Genomic DNA, 15,579 nt, shown 5'->3' on the forward strand with positions numbered 1-15,579 from the left:
AGACTTTCATACTCATGACCCTGTAACTGCATTCTTGATCCTGAAACAGTAGAAGAAAACGTTTTTCCCCAGCTAATACTGGAACTAGTTCTCGTCTTTAGCTTTGGTTGTTTTATTGACAGCGGTAGTAAGCTTTCCAGAGAGGTCAGTAGCCAAGCAATATAGGTATTTAACTAGCTCTATATCACCCGACAAAAGTAAATTCTTACCTATATTGCTGCAAGCACCACTTGTAGTATCAGATGAATTGGTTGAGAACTCCTGCTGGTCGGAATCCTTTTGTATCTCGTCAACACGACTAAGCGATCGGTGAAGAACCTTGAGGAGACCAGCCAGCTTTTTGGATGCAGCCAAGGACTCATTCAACGCTAGTACTTGATAGTCAAGAGATGATTGGTGCCTTGGCTGTTTTGGAACTAAAACAGATGTGGGGGCATTGTTGTCAGCAAAGTAAGCTTGGTGTTCGTCATTCGCCTCTGAGCTAGTTAGTAATTCTTCATCAGCTACCGGTAAATTCCTCTCTTGAACATTCGCTGCCCCTTCACAATCCATACAAGAGCTAGAATGAAGCCTTACTATATGAGAACTCATAGAAGCAACTTCATTTACTGATCCATTAGTCGTTGAATGGTCATGAACTGCCTTGATCTCATCAGCAAGATCAGCGTTTATTTCATGCTGACGGTAGTGCCCATTTTGTTCTGATAGGGTACGTATCTCTACCTCTGAATCTAACTGTCCACGCAAAGAACCCTTGTAACACTTGACAAAGGTTCTAAGATTTGCATCGTAAAGCCCTTCGTCGCAGGGAATTGGAGGAACTGGTCCAGTATACTTGTCTAGCTTAAATAAGCTCTTGCTATTTCTACCAGTAGCTTTTCTACAAATGTAACTTCCTCTTCTTAGAAGAAGCATATACTGTTGAACGACTCCCGCACTAACCCCTGAACATTCTACAACTCGGTCTAGAGTAAATGCGGCTCCCTGAAGAATCTTCAAAGCATCCCAAACTCGCAGTTTAGAACTGCGGGTCTGATCGTCAACAAGTTGACCGTCTTTCTGTTGATAGACACTGGGTGCAATAGGTCCTGTGTCTCTTACTAATTTATATGTTGTATGACCGTGCCAACCCGAATGTTTATAGACAATTTTTAGGTAACCAAGTTGCTGCAACTTGTAAACGTATTGCTGTAGAATTCTATAACTAATCTGTAAGCTGTCCTGAAGTTGCTCATTCGTAAATGACTTTGCTTCACGGATGGCTGCCCAAATACGGGCACGATGCACTTCACCCTGCATATCCTAATCACCCATTTCCTTTTTGGCTTTCTCATATTGCTTCAGGTTGATTGAAATCACCTGAAGCAATGCAGCGCAGGTTTCAACGTAGCTCAACTCTCCAATTATTTTCCTCATATTGCCTCCGGTTCGCTTTAGAATGTCCTTCAGCAAATCGTCTTCAACTCTGATCTCACAACAAAGTTTGGCAACTTCTATCAAATCGTCAAAGTCACACGATTCAAATTTAATATGTTTTCTAGCTCCGATTCTGCTTCGGATAGCTGCATTCTTTTCCTTATTGAGCATTGTCTCTAAAGCATTAGAGCCGATTAGGAAGATTGGTCTTTTCGCTAGATCATGGATTGCTTGAATTGTATTGAGAAGGTTTTTGTTTAGTGCCTCTCCATTGTCGATAAAGAGTACCTGTTGCGTTTCTTCCAACTTATCGATCACTAAGCATTGGGTGACGAAGGCTGAGTGTGAGGGAGTAATTGCCAATTCAGTGCAAATTTTGTCCAGGAATGCTTTCACCCTCATATTCTCTACTACCAGTACATATAGTCCACCAACCTTGGGGTATAGCTCTTCGACTGCTGTTGATTTTCCCGTTCCAAAGTTGCCTGTAACCAGAGCTAGCATTTCACGAATCAAAGGGCTTTGACTCACCATAATTTCGTATAAGATACGAAGCCGTCTTGAGTTTTTTGTTTCTGCTTTTTTGTCCAGCATGGGTAAACCAGTTTGTCTACACTTTTGAGTTAGCTATTACGCTTGAAGAATTTTAGTTAGAGGAAAAGGATTCTCAAATTTGTTTAAAGCGTCTTATGAACCAGTTATTTAAGCAATTTGATCAGGAGAATTGATAACAGACTTGCTGATTTCACTTTCAATGAATGTGTAAAAATCAGAGATTGCGTACCACTCAATTTCTCCGACACCGCTAAAGCCCAATGCCCAAAGGAGATCGAATAAAAAATCGTAATCGTCGGAGCTGTCAGGTTTATGGTGGTTTCGGATAGCTTGAAGTCCTGGGTGATTCCAGTAAAGGATGCAATAGTAGTGGGAAACCTCGATCGCGGACTGATCCAATAAATCGTGAGAATTCAGGTTCTCCCAGTCAAGGCTCCAGTAGTTGTTTTCGATATACACCCACGTAGGCACATCGTTGGGAAAGCTGCAGCAGGTGAATTCACAGAAAAGATCATCTTCATGGCATTTAAAGTTTGCATCGCTCTGAAAAAAGTGAAATATTGCAGAAATTAGAGCAACATAGTTAAAAGGTATATCCCATGTACTAGCATCGTCTGTTGTGCCGTCCAGCGTCATGCCCTCTTTATGTTAACTTCGCTAAATGCTGCTGATAATCGTCGTATATGGCAAAATGTACCGTCATATACGACGATATGTCAACGACGTTGAGCAGTGTCTTTAATTATCTTTACAATTATGCACGAGTAGAAGTGCCTCTCTAGCTGGTTTTTAGCCGTAATCAGGTAGCTGAGCGGCAACTGCAACTACGCCAGATTTCACCTAATAGAACTAGTGAAGGCTTGGGATGTGTAAAAAGGTCAGGATTTGCAGTTTGGACTCTTACGCCGCCTTCCGATTTGAGCTTTAACCCGGAGTTAATTGGAATTGACAGGTACAGTAGGAACGCAATTGCGCTCGACAAATCTTAATGAGTTCAACTGATCCCCTCTTTGTCGGCAAGGGTAGTTACGCTCGCCCTGGAACTTACGTGACAGGACGAAATCTCAACTTCTAGCGAGAAATAGTAACCTGGAAGACTTAATCTATTGCAGGCACATCCAGCTCAGTCCCACTTTGGCATGATTATGTAACCTGCGTTTGTTTCCTGTCGTCCCATTCTTACCAACCGTAACAAATTTAGTTATTGTTTTAACAATAGTAAGGATTGATACTGTACAGAGGTTAACTCGCACCCCGCCACATCAAGCTTTACTAATGTTAGAAAAGCTTAATGAAGTTACTGCTCGTGAACAAGAAAAATCACCGCATAATTGGTGATAAAACACACTTAGTTAAGCAGCAATTATTTACCCTCTAGCCAGCCGTGCTATGACTAGTCTTATGCTGTAGCTGATTTCAGTTAATTCTGGTTAGGAGGCAGCCCGACAAAAGTAAATCATTTTACCTAGGATAGAAAAGCCTTGTGGTTGATTAGATAAGTTTACGACTATGTTTGAAGCGTTGTAGTTGGAGTTATCGCTGACGGCTAAAATTTGATTATCTAGCATATGCTGAAGTCGTCGAATAACAACTACACCGTTAAGGACAATAGCGTATACTCCTTCCTCAAGGTCATTTGGTTCAACTGGTTTTCTATCAAAAATACACAAATCACCTGGATATAAGTTTGGTTCCATATTTCGACCGTCTACGATACGGACGTAGTAATCACCTAACCGCTGAAGAAGTTGAATATGCCTCTTAGCTACTTCCGGAGGTTGAGCAAAGAGATTTTCCACCAAAGTAAGTGATGAGTCAGCATTGCCTCCCCAACCGTTATCTTTGCCCTCAAAAAGGTAATCTTGCCGAATAGGTCCCTTTCCGGCAGCCAGCCAATCTATACTGACTTGGGCAGCCTCAGCCAGTGCAACAAGGCGATCACGAGATGGTTCAGAGGTACCGTCACGCCATTTCCTGATTGAACTTTCAGAGAGGTTTGCTGCCTTGGCGAGAGAATTAATACTTCCGTATTCCTCAATGACTAGCTTAAGCCGTGAAATAAAGCCTTCGTCTTTCACTGAAGGAGTTTCACTGGGTTGTACTGAACGATCTCTCATAAAGCTAATACCAGAAATATTGGAAAGCTGCAAGCCGTACTGATTGGTTTACATACAGTAGTCTAAACTGATTGGTTTATATACAGTAGTCTAAACCTAAGCGCAAGAAGCTGGGAGCGAAATGCCACTTTCACTTCCCACGATCCCAAAGTTTTGTGTGTTGTTTTGTGTGTTAGTCAGATTATCACTATAGCAGTACAGCGATACGTCGATAGGGCTGACAGGGTCATAACCCTTTTATAGCAAAGGCTCTAGCCTCTTGGAATATTTGCTAAATTATTTATCAAGCTCCTTGATTTCGCTTATTGACATCCTGAGACGCATCTATCACTAGGGGCTGAAAGCTTGGGGCAGTTGCTTCTCTATACTGAAAACTGTTCTTAGGGGTTTCCGTATTCTCGCCCATTGTGTTCAAAAATCAAGCTGGATTCCTACAGCAATCAATCCGTACTTAAAGAGAGTGGTAACTTCAGTTTGTGCCCTGACTCGCCCATGCATCAGAGTTCAAAAATGTGGTGGAAAATTTCTATAGCCCGGAAATTTGATGTAATATCGATTTTGAAACAAGATTTTCAAACTGTGAACGGACTGCCCGCGCTGCGATCGGATCGGCTAAAAGTACTCCTGCCTCAATGTTTCGTTCATGAGCCGCTTCTGTGAAGTTGGCGGACGTAACCAGCACACGCTCCTCATCTACCACCACGCACTTGGCATGTAGACAGGCTTTCGCTTCTACCCCGACTGTCAGGGAACGCGGATCGTAAAATACTTCTGGTAAGCGTTTTCCAGTCCAGATGTCTCGACGAAACGTATTTGCAAACTTTTGCAGCAATATTGATTCTGGTTCGTCACTCCCATGAGGACGTTGAACGTTCAGAAACATCCGTACCCGTAGCGATGGATCACTATCCATGCGGCTTGCCAGCCCCTCAAAGAGGGCACGCGCTTTCTCACCTCGATCGATCGCATAACTTGAGATCAATACACTCCGCTTGGCGGTACTGAATAGTTCACGCACCACAACAGCTGTATCACGACTCTCAGAGCCAATCACCTCCTGCCCCGTCCACACTAACTCAACTCGATCGCGTACCTGCTGTGATGCCGCTCGCTCTGATGCCAATAGGTTGAGTGTGTAGGCGATGTGGGTAGGAGATGATCCTATTTCAGTCATCCGATTCAGTTCATCAATCACATCCAGGCAGAGCCAATTCGGAACATAACCTTTGATCGCGGTAAGCAAATAAGGTGGGCATAGCCTGCCTGTTTCTAGGGCTGCCGCAAGTCCTACCAAGGCAGGACGGCTGAGTTTGAGAAAGGCAGACATCATAGCCTCCCGGTTTGGAAAAATTCTGCCCCTAAACCCTCAACGGTATCAACGACTAATGCCCGATCTAAAAACTCATTGCGGCGTTCGCAGGAAGGTTCTGCAATCAACAAGCAGCCATGACAGGCAGTTCCATGCAGCAACCGATCTTCCTGCCGATTACTGGGCTGGTGTTGAGCGCAGACGGGATCATTAGAGCAGAGCTTGCCCATTTCTAGAGCGGTTGTCAGGTGATATTCAATGCGTTTACCAACCTGGACTAATCCACCCAATGTGCCTTCAGAGCCAGATGTACCCGTGTAAAGCAAAATGCCATACCCAGACTCCCCGGCATAAATTCGCTCTCGAACTGAACTGGCAGCATAGCCACACTCCAGCGAAACTGCCGTGATCAAGAGGTGCGATAAGGAGTGCAACATAATGTAGGGCAGTCCGAGAAACTTGGCTTTATCTGGATCAATGCCTCGTTGACTCCGCCATTCTTCAAAGCCTTTATACAGGTCAAGACCTCGCTTCTGAACGGCATCTCGGTTACGCCACTGCTCGATCGCCGCTTGACGAAAGGAGATGAAAATTCCCTCTCCCTTATTTTCGATCGCTGGCACCCAAGTTGGTTCCAGATCGATCGCGGCTCGTCGAACATTCAAAGATAACTCACCATCGATATCTGGCATTGCCGCTTCAAACCGGGTAAACCCAATTTGAGCAGTCACCTCCCGCAATCGATGCACCAGTACAATCCGGTCAATTCGGGATGCTAGTAGCGGTTTCAGACCGTCAATCTGTCGCGTTCGGGCATAGAAATCCCCTTCTGGAGCATCTTCCCCGACTTCGATGGGTTGGGAGAGCAGCGTTTCAATCTCAACCTGTTTAATACTCTTCGGTTTATCGGACGTTCCATTCTGGCGACGTTTAATTTCTGCCCAAATTGACTCATTGCTAAATCCTTCGATCGCCGCGCCAACTTTCTGTTTTTTGCGATCGCGTTTAACATCACTAACGTCTTCCGCAAATTGGAGAAAGTCTTCGTAGACTAAATCCACCGCTTTCCGCAGGACTTCATCGGCATCCGGTAGCGAGATGACGCTCAAGACTTGAGCAAAATAGGCATTGCTGGCAGAGCGAACCAACAAACGATTCAACTCCGGCTTTCCTGTCAACGGTGAGACACACAGTTCTTTCGCCGCAGGTCCAAGCCAGGGACGGTGCCCTTCACACGATCCTAAAACTTTGCCATTCGGAACGGTGGCATCCGAAAGCGGTCGCCGTGCTTGGCAAGATTCACAACGAACAAAGATGTCCACAAAGTCGTTTCCCGAACCGCCTTCATCTAACCAGAGCTGCCCTCGACAATCTGAGTTGGCACTTTCGCTATGGACAAAACGGTACCAGTTAATGTCGCTGATATGACCATTTACACAGGCTTGGACAAACCGCACTGGGACAACTGGGACTTTTTTCTTTTCCAAACTGAGGTATCTTCCCTTCACCAGACTGCCCCAAGGCAACAAGGGACGAGTCCGGTATTGCCGCTTGTTCGGAGCCTGCCAAAACTCCTCGATCTGTGCCACAAACCAGGTAGGGAAGACAAAGGACGTAATTCCACTGCGGGAAGCTTTAGGGTCTTGCTCATCGACAGGAGGCGCATACAATGCGATCGAATTCACGTCCAACAGTTCGCACACGCGCCCTGCCAAGCGATCTTCATAAATTCGCCGCCGATCGCCTTTCCAGTGGTTCAACCCGCCAATCAGCACCGAATGATTTGGCAAGTCCATCATTGCCCCAGGTCCAAACGTCGAAAGAATCTGGCTCTGCCGAATCTCTCCAGAAGCAGGGCGTTTTCCTTTTCCCGTCATGCGTCGTCCTCCTCCACTTCAAAACCATCCGGGTTCCTGACCCACAGATTCACGGTTTGTTCAACATCCCGCAAACTGCGCTGCGCCTTGAATTTGCGTGCTTCTAAAGGCTGTCGTTCCAGTTCCGGGTCAAGTGGATCAAATAACAGCGGCGGGGCTTGCCCAACTTCCTGCTGATACTGAAGCATGATCTTCTGACTGGCAATATGCTCCCAGGTATCCAATAAATCTCGGACTCGCCCTTTTACCTTTTGCCGCAAGGCATCGGCTTCAACGGCATCTAACTCTTTGTCATGCATTTCTGCTCGTTGAGCAATCACATCTGCCACCGATTCCAACGCTTTGCGGTGTTGCAGAATATCGATCGCTCGAATCGGAGCCGTCATCCGACAATCGCCCAGTCGCGCCAGTGCCACCGTAATTGCAGCAATTCCTCGATCGATCGCACGGGGAGAGAAAGGCGTGACGCTGGTGGCTTCCACTGCCCGGTAAAAGGTCGTGTGCCAAGCTTGAAATCGTTCATAGTGGGAGCGATCGCGGGGACGGTGGACATTGAGCAGCGTAATCACCAAACCCGGTCGATTCTCATCTCGCCCCACGCGGCTCGTCGCCTGGATATATTCTGCTGCCGTTTTTGGCTGACCCAACACGACCATTAAACCCAGACGGGTAATATCCAACCCCACCGAGATCATGTTGGTTGCCAGCGCCACATCAACTCGCTCTTTCTCGTGGAAGGGCAAGGCTAAACGACGCTTGGTATCGGCAACCTCGTTCGTACTCACACGAGAGGTTAATTCTAGGGGCAGGTCACTAATTTTACGATCGGCAAAGGAGCCTTCCGGCTCACCTGCGCGTTGGCGCTGACTGTATTGCGTCAGTCGGGCGTTCACTTCGTCCTCAACGATTCGACGGCTGCCGCCGAGTTCTCTGAGCGAGTTAAAGTAGCCTAGCAAGGTCATGTAGGGATCAGCAGGATTATTGGGATTCTTCCCCCCACCTGCCAACTCCCAATCTTTCTGAGCAGCCCCTAGCAGTGCCAGGTAGGTTCGCAGCAGCACCACCTTCAAACTGCGTCCCTGAGCGGCAACACCGACATAGGCGCGGGCATGTTTCTCAGTCGCAGGAACGGTTTTGGCAAAAAAGGAATCGCGGCGATCGGGTCCGGGCGGCGGAAATACATCCACTGCGTCTCGACCAAACAAGGCACGAATTTGCTTAGTGGCTCGTCGTACCGTGGCAGTAGAGGCAACAATCTTAGGGCGAATGCGCTTGTCACCCTGGGTCAGCGTTGAGAGGGCATCGATCGCAGTTTCATACAGCCCGACCATTGTTCCCAGCGGTCCCGAAATCAGGTGAAGTTCATCTTGAATAATCAAATCGGGGGGAGGGAGTGCCTGACTTAAGGGCTGTCCCCGTCCAGGTTTACACGGACCATAGAAGCCGTCTTGATCAAAGCGTTCTACTTGTCCAAATAAGGCTCCGGTTTCACCGACCCAGGGCAAACTAGCGAACTTATCAACCGTCGCAATGATAAAGCAGGGTAGACGACGATAAATTTGGTCATCAACTGTCAGGATGGGTAGAGGTTGGTTGCGATTGAATTGGCACTTGCGGCTAATACATCGAACTCTTAGCTCATTGGGTTCGTTGGCATCTGGCAGAAGTTCAAACGAATTGCGCGTAAACCGGGTGCCACACCAGGGACAGTTTTCTAGGGGAATGGGAGACGACTTTTGCCGATCGTTATTCTGATAGGCGATCGTCCGAGTACGGGCACTGTGGGGGTCGTTGTCTCCCTTTTTGCCCATCTTATTGGGTGTAGCGGCTTGACCGACCCACAGCCCAATCTCAAACGGATGCTTGCCAAGCTTTTCTACGTCATTTTGCCGCTCCAATTCAAGGGCGCAGATCAGCGTTGCGGCTCGACCTAGCTGATCCAGGGTGAGCAGGCGCAGCGTATAGCGCATAAGTACACTTAACCCTGCGGAGTGAATGCCAGAATTGCGGAGGCGACGGAGTACCAGGGTGAAGGCAGCTAACCCCAAATAGGCTTCAGTCTTCCCGCCACCCGTGGGGAAGAAGAGGAGGTCTACCAGTTCGCGATCGCCATGTTCTGGATTGGCAATTCCAACAATGTTCATCAGTAAGAAAGCAAGCTGGAAGGGTCGCCATTTCGGAGCCGATAGGGATTCTGGGGTGACACCTTCCTGGTCATGGGTGAGTCGTTGGCGGATCGCCCGCGCCACAGATCGGTTGGCAATACAAAAGGCTTCAAACACCAGCGGATCATTCATTGCCTGTAAACCAGCCGCAATCCTTTGGTTGGCAATCACTGCCCGATTGAGTAAATCTTTGGCAGTTTCTGCCCGGTGCTTGGGTGTAGTTGGTGCTTTCGATCGCTGTTCAACTATCCAGGTTGCATAAGCATCGACCATCGGATGCAGCAGTTCACGTAGAGCGGCAGGTGTGGGGGCGGCAGCTAAATTTTCCATCCCCAGTTCCACACCCGGAACCTGAGTCGGAATGACCTTCTCGACATCAGCAGTGGGAATCCAGGCAGTCCAAACTTTGCGACAGATGCCACCCGGTTCCACGACAGCGATCGCCGAGACATTGTGACCCACCGCAAATTCATAGTCATCGCGATACTGCAAATCTGCGACGCTCTCATCCCAGTCTTCTCCGTTGCCACCCCGGAGGTCGGGTCGAGGAACCAGGGAGTCTTCAGTTTGAATGGTGAGGCTGGTCTGAAAAGCATGAGCCGCGTCAGGAGCTTTATTGGGCGCTGGGCGACGCTGATTGACCAAGAAGATAGAGACAGAGCGAGTACCCGCTGGCACCAGGTTCTCTGAAGAGACCGAACGGACAGAAACCAGGAGCTTCAACCCTTTGCTGTCGGGAATGTCTAGCTCTAGTGGTGTATCTTGAGCCTGAATTGGCACCACCAGTTCGGCATGGCAGGGGATACGTTGCCAGGAGCCGATTCGTAACGTCGTTTTTGTCGTGGCTTCCTCCGATGATTCGGTGGGCAAGGGCACGTAGTCTCCCCAACAAGCCGTGACCTGTAAAGTCTGAGTGTGAGGTGGCACCAGCAGGCTCACGCCCATTGAAGATGGGAAGAAGCCTTTACGGGCAGGGCTTTTTTCAGGAATTGCTTCATCATCTCCAACTCCCGCACCGCTAACCGCATCCAGTTCATCGTCTCCTGTATCGTCCGATCGCTGCGCTGCTGGTGCGTCATAGGGCACTAGAAACCCGGTGAGATACCACTTGGAAGGCGGTTGGGGAATGATCTCTGCGGCGTGAAGCTCGTCATCGGGAGCAGGACCGATCAGGTCAAGCTGAAGGGCATCAATCAGGTGCGATCGAACGTCAGTGGGAGTCGTAGATGGCATGAGTAGCCTGTCAGGAAGGAGGGCACTGATCTCAGAATGCCCACAACTTCCTGATAATCCCGGAAGGTCGCTCAGATTTCACAAAGCTTTGATGAGGCGATCGCAGAATTTACTGAGCGTTCACGATTTTCGCGACCCAATCAGCGTTTGTTTGCAGTTACAGCTTGCCTGCCAGGATTTGAGCGGCGGTCAGGTTGAGGTCTGGAAAGGTGGGGGATTGAATCAAGTCATCTCCACAAAACTCTGTAGAGTCATAAAATTGACTTTCCAGGATGCAAACAGTAATTTTTGCTTCCAGAGGATCAACAATCCAATATTCCAGGATTTCTAGCAGCCCATATTCAGCGCGTTTTGAGCGGTAGTCATCAGTTTTTGTGGAGGGGCTAACGACTTCGACGACTAGAATTGGAGGCGGCTCGTTGAGGTTGATCACGGCTTCGCGATCGCTCATGGCTTCCCACTGGGCAACCGTTAGAACGGTGACATCGGGAATGCGGGAAGTATCCCAATTTCGCCCACGGGGAGAGCGGACACCGACTAGGGCAGGCAGCGCAACCCAAGGTTGCCCGGATTGCGTCAAGGTATCCTCAAGCTGCCGGACTACAAAGTGAATGATTGCCCCATGTTTACCAGTTCCCAAACTCATGGGCACCAGTTCTCCATCGACCAGTTCATAGCGCGTGTCTGTGCCGTCATCGTAGGCGAGATACTCTTCAAAAGTGAGTTTTTGTGTGGCGATCGCCATAAACATAGCTCGTGGTGAAGACTGACGATTTGAGAAGTGCTTCTAGTATAAGTTATGCCTCTAGTCCAGGTAGAGTTGGGGTATTCGATCGCCCAGCCTTCTTTGATTTTGCGCCTTTCGATTTGCCTTTTTTCTCTGCTGACTTGCCGCCTAGAATTTCTTGTTCGTAACGTTTCTGATTGAGATCGAGCAGTCGCGCCAGCACTTCGTCGTGGGTGGCTTCGTTCCAACGATAGCGATAGGGCTTTTTGCGCTGTCGTTTGGTAGTTTCGTCGTCCTCTTCTTCTTCGTCTTCGTAGTCAAGCAGGAATTCACATTGGGATTGGATGTCGCTCCACCCGTAGGCATCCAGGACGGCGCGATCGCATTCTTCATGCAGTTGGCGCAGTCTGAGGATATCGGGATCGAATTCGTTGGGGTCGTGGAAGCGGTTGTAAGTTTGGGTCAATCCTTCGTTGTTGCGAACCATCAACTCGGCGCGGAATTCATAGTATTGTTTGCCGATCGCTTCTAGAGCGGGATTGGTTTCCCAATTTTCGGGGAAGGGGAAGGTTTCAAAGCAATCAGAGGGTGTATGGCGAAATCGATCTTCCAAAGATGAGCCAAAAAACTTGCACCAAATTTCATGCAGACGAGATTGAAGTGCCGCGAAGACGGAATAGGTATTGCTCGGCATGACTACCAGCGAATCAGAGTAAACCATCCCGCTTGGTAAAAATGCGAATGAGAAATGCTGGCTAACACGAGCAGTAACTAATACTCGATCGCACTCCGCGATCGCCCTAACCAATCCTGGTCTTTTCTCTGCATACTGCCACCACCGAATACGCAAAGCATCTCGCTTTTGTAAATCTCGCTCAGGCTTGACCTTTTCTTTCACAATTTGCATTAGATCAGGGTACTCCCATGCCTCCTCTTCGCTCATATCAAAAAAGTTGATTATATAGCGATGGTGAGCATGATTTGGGTTACTATTGACTTCTTCACCGCCGATGTAGGGAAAGATGCGTTCTTGATTGCGGGGAGCTTCTTCGATTAAACGATGCATTTCAGCGATCGACGTTGCATCTTCATTGGTGTCATCAAAGGTGAAACCCATGCCCAAAACATAGCTACCAACAAAACTTTTATCAGCGTTCGCCAGCACTGTATTTGGATTGTTGTTTCCACCTTTAGGAAATAGAAACGCAGAAATAAACGGAACTTCTTTACCGTCTAAAATTTTCGCTTCTTTATACAACCCCTTGTAGATATGAATCACGCTTACTACAACAGCCGCTTGTCCTGCCCACTTCACCCGTTTACGAGCGTTGTAGATTGTGCCACCCTGCTCACAAATCCAGCGTAACCCCGTGCTGCGCGTATCGCCTTGAGCGATCGTATTTGTGGCGACTAACCCCAGCGTGCCACCTTGCTTAAGCAACTTGAATGCTTGTCGAAAGAAATAGGCAACTAAATCAGAATTGCCGTGAGATTCGGGATATTCTTCCTTTAACCAATTGAGATAATTTTCCGCATTGCCATTGATGATAGTGTTCTTGCCTGCAAAGGGTGGATTGCCGATAATGCAGTCAAACCCTGGATTCTCACGCTCAAACACCTCCAGAAATTCATACTCCCAATTGAACGGAGTAACCCCACGTTTCCTATTCCGAAGTCGGTTTGAAGCTTGTAGTACCTCTTCAGAGTTTGCCCAACCCGTTTCGTAAGCGAGTAACTTGCCACCATAATCCTGTAGTTTCTGCTGCCGCTGTTTACTGGTCTTGCCTTCTAGCCCTGCTTGGATGATTGCATCTGCCTCTAGACCTTCCTTTGCCGGGTTTACATCCAATCCCTCTGCGTCATAAATTTTCAGAAGTGCTAAAAATGCTTGGAGTCTTTCATCCCGCTGCTTTTGGGTAGTTCCCTCAAAAAAGGCTGACACCATCAGATCGGCTGCCATTCTGGAACTATGAAGTAAATCCTCAAATACTCTTAAACGACAAAATTTTTGAGTCGCATCAGCATCCGTTTGAGTATCTGAACTTTGAATCTCTGACCGAGCATCTAAAATCCTTGCTGTCTCTGCTGCTTCTGCCGCTTCTGTAGCTAAACGTCGTTGATGATCATCCAGCGTTAACTGATAAAACTGCTCATTCCTGAACTTACGAATCCGCTTACGCGGCACTCCTACTAACGAATCACCCCATCTTAGCGAGTGATCCAAGAAGGTAAACGGCTGGTGCTTTGAGAGCGTAAATAGCCATAGTGATAGCTTCGCTAAATTAACAGCAAATAGATTTTTGTCTACACCGTACAAACACCGCTGCGCCACCAATCGCCGTGCAAATAATAACGGCTCCTCACCCTCTGGCAAGTTTTCCGGCAACCCATCCCGGTTCCACGCCACCTCAACCGCATCTGCCAACTGACGACAGGCTTCTACCAAAAATGCTCCACTTCCCATCGCAACATCACATACCTTGAGCGACAGAATCTGCTCCGCTGTGGGCTGTTCCCCCAATGCTTCTAACACTGGGCGCAAAGCTGTTCGCACAATCGGTTCTGTCATGACTCGCGGTGTATAGTGCGATCCCGTTTTTCGGTTTTCATCATTCGGCTGCAAATATAGTGCCCCAGCAGTTAGTAAATTCGGTGTGCGTGGTGAAACTTTTCGACCCAACGCTGCTGTTAAATCTGCCGCTGTTTTTGCTGACTTCAAGTCGCCTAAAGCCTTCCCCGTAACCTTACACGCTGCCCACTCTTGTAAAAGCTTGGGGCGATCGCTTGGTTTGGCTGCTAGGAGTGTTTCCAGATTGATCACGACGTGCTGTGGGCGCACTGCAATCGATGTGCCTTCCGCCCGCTCAACCGCATAACCCGCAACGCCAGTGTAAACAGAGCCGATTTGCTCCACATCCAGCGATCGATACGACAATCGCTCTCCTTTCAGCATCAACAGCCGATCAAGCATTCGATACACGACACCATCAGGAATGCGAGGTGGTTCGATCGGTTCTCCAGAGGTAAATTGAGTGCCTTGCGATCGTCCCTCCAAAAACGCATACTCATCCGGGTCAAACAATTGCCCATGTCTTGCAGGTAGATACTCTGGAGTTTCTCCACCGCCGTCATACACTAGCCGAAACAAACTCAACAGCCACGCCCACGCACCATATCGCTGATCGATCGTGTCCGGGTAGTTACCAGCATCAGCGCGGAGCCGTTCAAACAAACCTGAAACGGCATAGTTGTGCTGATACAGATCGTCCCCCGGCATCAGCCCCTCGTCTTCGGCATACAGCAGGAATACCAGCCGCATCAGAGTCGTGATCAGCCCGCCATAGATATGCTGTGGATTTTGAGTCGCCATTTCACCTAGCAGCCTGCCATTGGTCGCCGCATCCGCCATCTGAAAACCGCGCAGCAGTTCCCACAGCGCATCCACAACTTGATTTGCCAGCGTGGTCGAAACCTCTGCCTGATACTTGCGGCTCTCTTCCAACAAATCCTTTAGCCGCCGTCCCACAGGAGCCATAAACAGCCGATAGGCAGACAGCAGCATCTCCAGCGCACCTAGAATCAGCCGCCCCGATACCTCACACATTGCCTGCACTGGGAACGTTAGATGACCCGACGATTCACCTTTCGGTGCGTATACTAGTCGAACTTCTGTGCCGTTGCATAAAATACCGATCGGAACACCCGTCTCACGCAGCAATCGCTCAAACTTTGCCTCGGGACTGGCAGACCATTTCCCAGCCTTCTCGTGAACCGTATCTACTTCATCCAGGCTTGCCCCCGGAGCAATCACCTGAATCAGCATCAGCCAATCCTCACCGTCCTGCACCGCATAGCTGGGTGCAAGAATTTCACCATAATCTGGCAACGCCACTTTCAAATCTTTGAGGTCATCGCCGCTAACCAGATCGCTTGGCTCCCAGTCCAACACATTCACTGTGAATGCGGGGAAGTCAAAAATCCAGGCGCGATTATCGTCAACCAACTGCAAATCGCGGCTAATCACCGATAACAGCGATTGTTGCAGGTCTACCACGTTGCGATTGACGATCGCCTGTGCTTTGATCAAGGCTGGCGGCGAGACGACCAAACCGACAGGTTGCAGGAAGCCCAACCACTCTTTATGCCGCAAAATCTCTGGATCGACTGCCATTTTTGCTCC

General features: G+C 48.6%; 9 protein-coding genes. All 9 read right to left on the bottom strand.

Annotation, left to right across the window (positions count from 1 at the left end; translation table 11 throughout):
- Nucleotides 1-84 precede the first annotated feature (84 nt).
- Nucleotides 85-1,299: a hypothetical protein gene (locus tag NIES2104_RS14125; RefSeq protein ID WP_058998805.1), complete on the bottom strand. Its 1,215-nt coding sequence runs from the start codon at nt 1,297-1,299 to the stop codon at nt 85-87.
- A 3-nt stretch (nt 1,300-1,302) separates the two neighbouring features.
- On the bottom strand, nt 1,303-2,010 hold the full coding sequence (locus NIES2104_RS14130) for an ATP-binding protein (protein ID WP_058998806.1): 708 nt from the start codon (nt 2,008-2,010) through the stop codon (nt 1,303-1,305).
- A gap of 108 nt (nt 2,011-2,118) precedes the next feature.
- Nucleotides 2,119-2,607, bottom strand: a complete 489-nt coding sequence (locus NIES2104_RS14135) for a hypothetical protein (protein WP_058998807.1) — start codon at nt 2,605-2,607, stop codon at nt 2,119-2,121.
- A 794-nt stretch (nt 2,608-3,401) separates the two neighbouring features.
- The gene (locus NIES2104_RS14140) at nt 3,402-4,121 is read right to left on the bottom strand and encodes a LexA family transcriptional regulator (protein ID WP_192843584.1); all 720 of its coding nucleotides are present in this window, start codon (nt 4,119-4,121) and stop codon (nt 3,402-3,404) included.
- Between the two features lie 493 nt (nt 4,122-4,614).
- Nucleotides 4,615-5,418, bottom strand: coding sequence for a DISARM system phospholipase D-like protein DrmC (gene drmC / locus NIES2104_RS14145; RefSeq protein ID WP_202815061.1), 804 nt, complete (start codon nt 5,416-5,418; stop codon nt 4,615-4,617).
- The gene (drmB, locus tag NIES2104_RS14150; protein ID WP_058998810.1) at nt 5,415-7,274 is read right to left on the bottom strand and encodes a DUF1998 domain-containing protein; all 1,860 of its coding nucleotides are present in this window, start codon (nt 7,272-7,274) and stop codon (nt 5,415-5,417) included. Before drmB ends, drmC begins: the two co-directional genes overlap by 4 nt.
- Nucleotides 7,271-10,672: a DISARM system helicase DrmA gene (gene drmA, locus NIES2104_RS14155; RefSeq protein WP_058998811.1), complete on the bottom strand. Its 3,402-nt coding sequence runs from the start codon at nt 10,670-10,672 to the stop codon at nt 7,271-7,273. Before drmA ends, drmB begins: the two co-directional genes overlap by 4 nt.
- Nucleotides 10,673-10,829: 157 nt before the next feature.
- Nucleotides 10,830-11,417, bottom strand: a complete 588-nt coding sequence (locus NIES2104_RS14160) for a Uma2 family endonuclease (RefSeq protein WP_058998812.1) — start codon at nt 11,415-11,417, stop codon at nt 10,830-10,832.
- A 52-nt stretch (nt 11,418-11,469) separates the two neighbouring features.
- Entirely contained in the window at nt 11,470-15,570 is a 4,101-nt protein-coding gene (locus NIES2104_RS14165; protein WP_058998813.1) for a DNA methyltransferase, read from the bottom strand.
- Nucleotides 15,571-15,579: the final 9 nt, after the last annotated feature.

This window comes from Leptolyngbya sp. NIES-2104, from assembly GCF_001485215.1.
Lineage (GTDB): Bacteria > Cyanobacteriota > Cyanobacteriia > Leptolyngbyales > Leptolyngbyaceae > Leptolyngbya.

Coding starts and splice junctions, on each gene's coding strand:
- NIES2104_RS14135 (WP_058998807.1), bottom strand. CDS start 2,607: ATGACGCTGGACGGCACAACAGACGATGCTAGTACATGGGATATACCT.
- NIES2104_RS14125 (WP_058998805.1), bottom strand. CDS start 1,299: ATGCAGGGTGAAGTGCATCGTGCCCGTATTTGGGCAGCCATCCGTGAA.
- drmC (WP_202815061.1), bottom strand. CDS start 5,418: ATGATGTCTGCCTTTCTCAAACTCAGCCGTCCTGCCTTGGTAGGACTT.
- NIES2104_RS14160 (WP_058998812.1), bottom strand. CDS start 11,417: ATGGCGATCGCCACACAAAAACTCACTTTTGAAGAGTATCTCGCCTAC.
- drmA (WP_058998811.1), bottom strand. CDS start 10,672: ATGCCATCTACGACTCCCACTGACGTTCGATCGCACCTGATTGATGCC.
- drmB (WP_058998810.1), bottom strand. CDS start 7,274: ATGACGGGAAAAGGAAAACGCCCTGCTTCTGGAGAGATTCGGCAGAGC.
- NIES2104_RS14165 (WP_058998813.1), bottom strand. CDS start 15,570: ATGGCAGTCGATCCAGAGATTTTGCGGCATAAAGAGTGGTTGGGCTTC.
- NIES2104_RS14130 (WP_058998806.1), bottom strand. CDS start 2,010: ATGCTGGACAAAAAAGCAGAAACAAAAAACTCAAGACGGCTTCGTATC.